This window comes from Rhizobacter sp. P3_B12, assembly GCF_056402895.1.
Map to the genome: position 1 here is coordinate 1 of NZ_JBFUGN010001160.1, position 1,737 is coordinate 1,737.

The window sequence follows — 1,737 nt, forward strand, 5'->3', positions numbered from 1 at the left end:
AGCATACGCTGCGCATGCAGGTCGAGCAGCATGCCGTGGAGCTGGACGCACTTCGTGCAGAGCGCCGGGACATGCTCAACGAGTCGACCCCGGCCATGCTGCACTCCATCGATCCACAGGGGCACCTGCTCGCCGTCAGCGATACCTGGCTGTCCAAGTTGGGCTACACGCGTGCAGAGGTCATCGGCAGGCCTTCAGCGGAGTTCTTGACGCCGCCTTCGCGCGAGCATGCGCGGCAGGTCGTGCTGCCGGAGTTTTTTCGCACGGGCCGTTGCGACAACGTCGCCTACCAGATGCTGCGCAAGGACGGCAGTGTGCTCGACGTGCTGCTCTCGGCTGTGCTGGAGCGTGACACTCAGGGACGCCCCCTGCGCTCGTGGGCCGTGATCGAGGACGTGACCGAGAAGCTCGTGCACGAAGCCGAACTTGCCCGCGAACACGCCTTGCGCCTCTTGCTGGAACAGCACGCGCATAAGCTCGATGCGCTGCTGGCCGAGCGCAGCGAGATGCTGCACGTGTTGGCACACGAAGTGCGCCAACCTTTGCAGAATGCGCTGGCCGCTTTGCAAAGCGCGGCGTCCGCGTTGGGGCAGACCCGCGAGCCGGTGGCTGCCGATCGGCTCTGGCGAGCGCAAGCTGTGCTGGGCGAGGTGGTCGCAGGGCTGAACAACACGCTTGCCGCCGCGGCGCTGCTGGCCGGCTCGAGTTCCGCCACGTCGGAAGACATCGATATCGACGCACTGATTGAAATCGCCCTCGGCGACATCGCCCAAGAGGATCGTGCGCGCGTCCAGATCGAACACGCTACGGCGACGCGCACCGCCGCCATGGACCCTGGCCTGATGCGCCTGGCCTTGAGGAACCTGCTCGACAACGCGCTGAGCTACTCGCCTCGCGGATCGCCTGTCGTCTTGCGCGTGTCGGACTCGGAGCTTCCGCTTGCCCTTATCGTGGACGTCATTGATGGCGGTGCAGGCATCGAGGCCGATCTGCGGCCGCGCCTGTTCCAACGTGGCGAGCGCGGGGCCCTGGGCGCAGGTCGTCCCGGCAGCGGCCTGGGCCTGTACATTGTGCGCCGCGTGGCCGAGATGCACGGCGGCCGGATCGACGCAGTTCCCCGACTCGGTGGCGGCACCGTGATGCGGTTGACGATCCCGCAAGGACTGCCACCTGAATGACGCAGCATCCGTTGCTCGGCAGCGCCGAGCAACGGATGCCGTGTGCGGCGCATCGATCAGGCCAATGCCAAGGGCGCCCGAAATACGTAACCGATACCAGACTTGGACTGCAGGGGCACGAGCGCGGGGGTCGCCCGCTCGATGCGGCGTCGCAGCCGGTAGATGGCGGCGTTCAGTCCGTCGACTTCGCCGTCAGGGGCGCTTCGTCCCAGGCGCAGGCGCAGGGACTCGCGCGTCACAGTCTCGCCCTGCGCCTCGACAAAGCATTCCAAGACGACCAGGTCACCGTCACTGAGGTCCACACGCGTACCGTCGGGGGCCACCAGTTCTCGCGCCAACCGATCCAGGCGCCAGGCGACTTCGGCCTGCGCTGCACCGGCGGCGCGCCGCTGGACCGCGCAGATGGCCACCGCCACCTGCTCGAACTGCACCGGCTTGGTCAGATACATGTCGGCACCAGCCGCGACCACGGTCTTGAATACATCCGGCGCCAAGCGTCCAGAGACCACCAGCAATCCAGCGTTGCTGCGTCGGCGCAGGATTTTGATCAGCTCGACGC

At 66.8% G+C, this 1,737-nt stretch carries 2 protein-coding genes; one reads left to right on the forward strand and one right to left on the reverse strand.

The features are described 5' to 3' along the window. A partial coding sequence (locus AC1D01_RS33285) for a PAS domain-containing sensor histidine kinase (RefSeq protein WP_477873747.1) occupies positions 1-1,178 on the forward strand: 1,178 nt, incomplete at its 5' end. A 56-nt stretch (positions 1,179-1,234) separates the two neighbouring features. Here the strand turns inward: AC1D01_RS33285 and AC1D01_RS33290 are convergent. Then, positions 1,235-1,737 (reverse strand): winged helix-turn-helix domain-containing protein (locus AC1D01_RS33290; protein WP_477873748.1); only part of this gene is annotated, 503 nt, incomplete at its 5' end.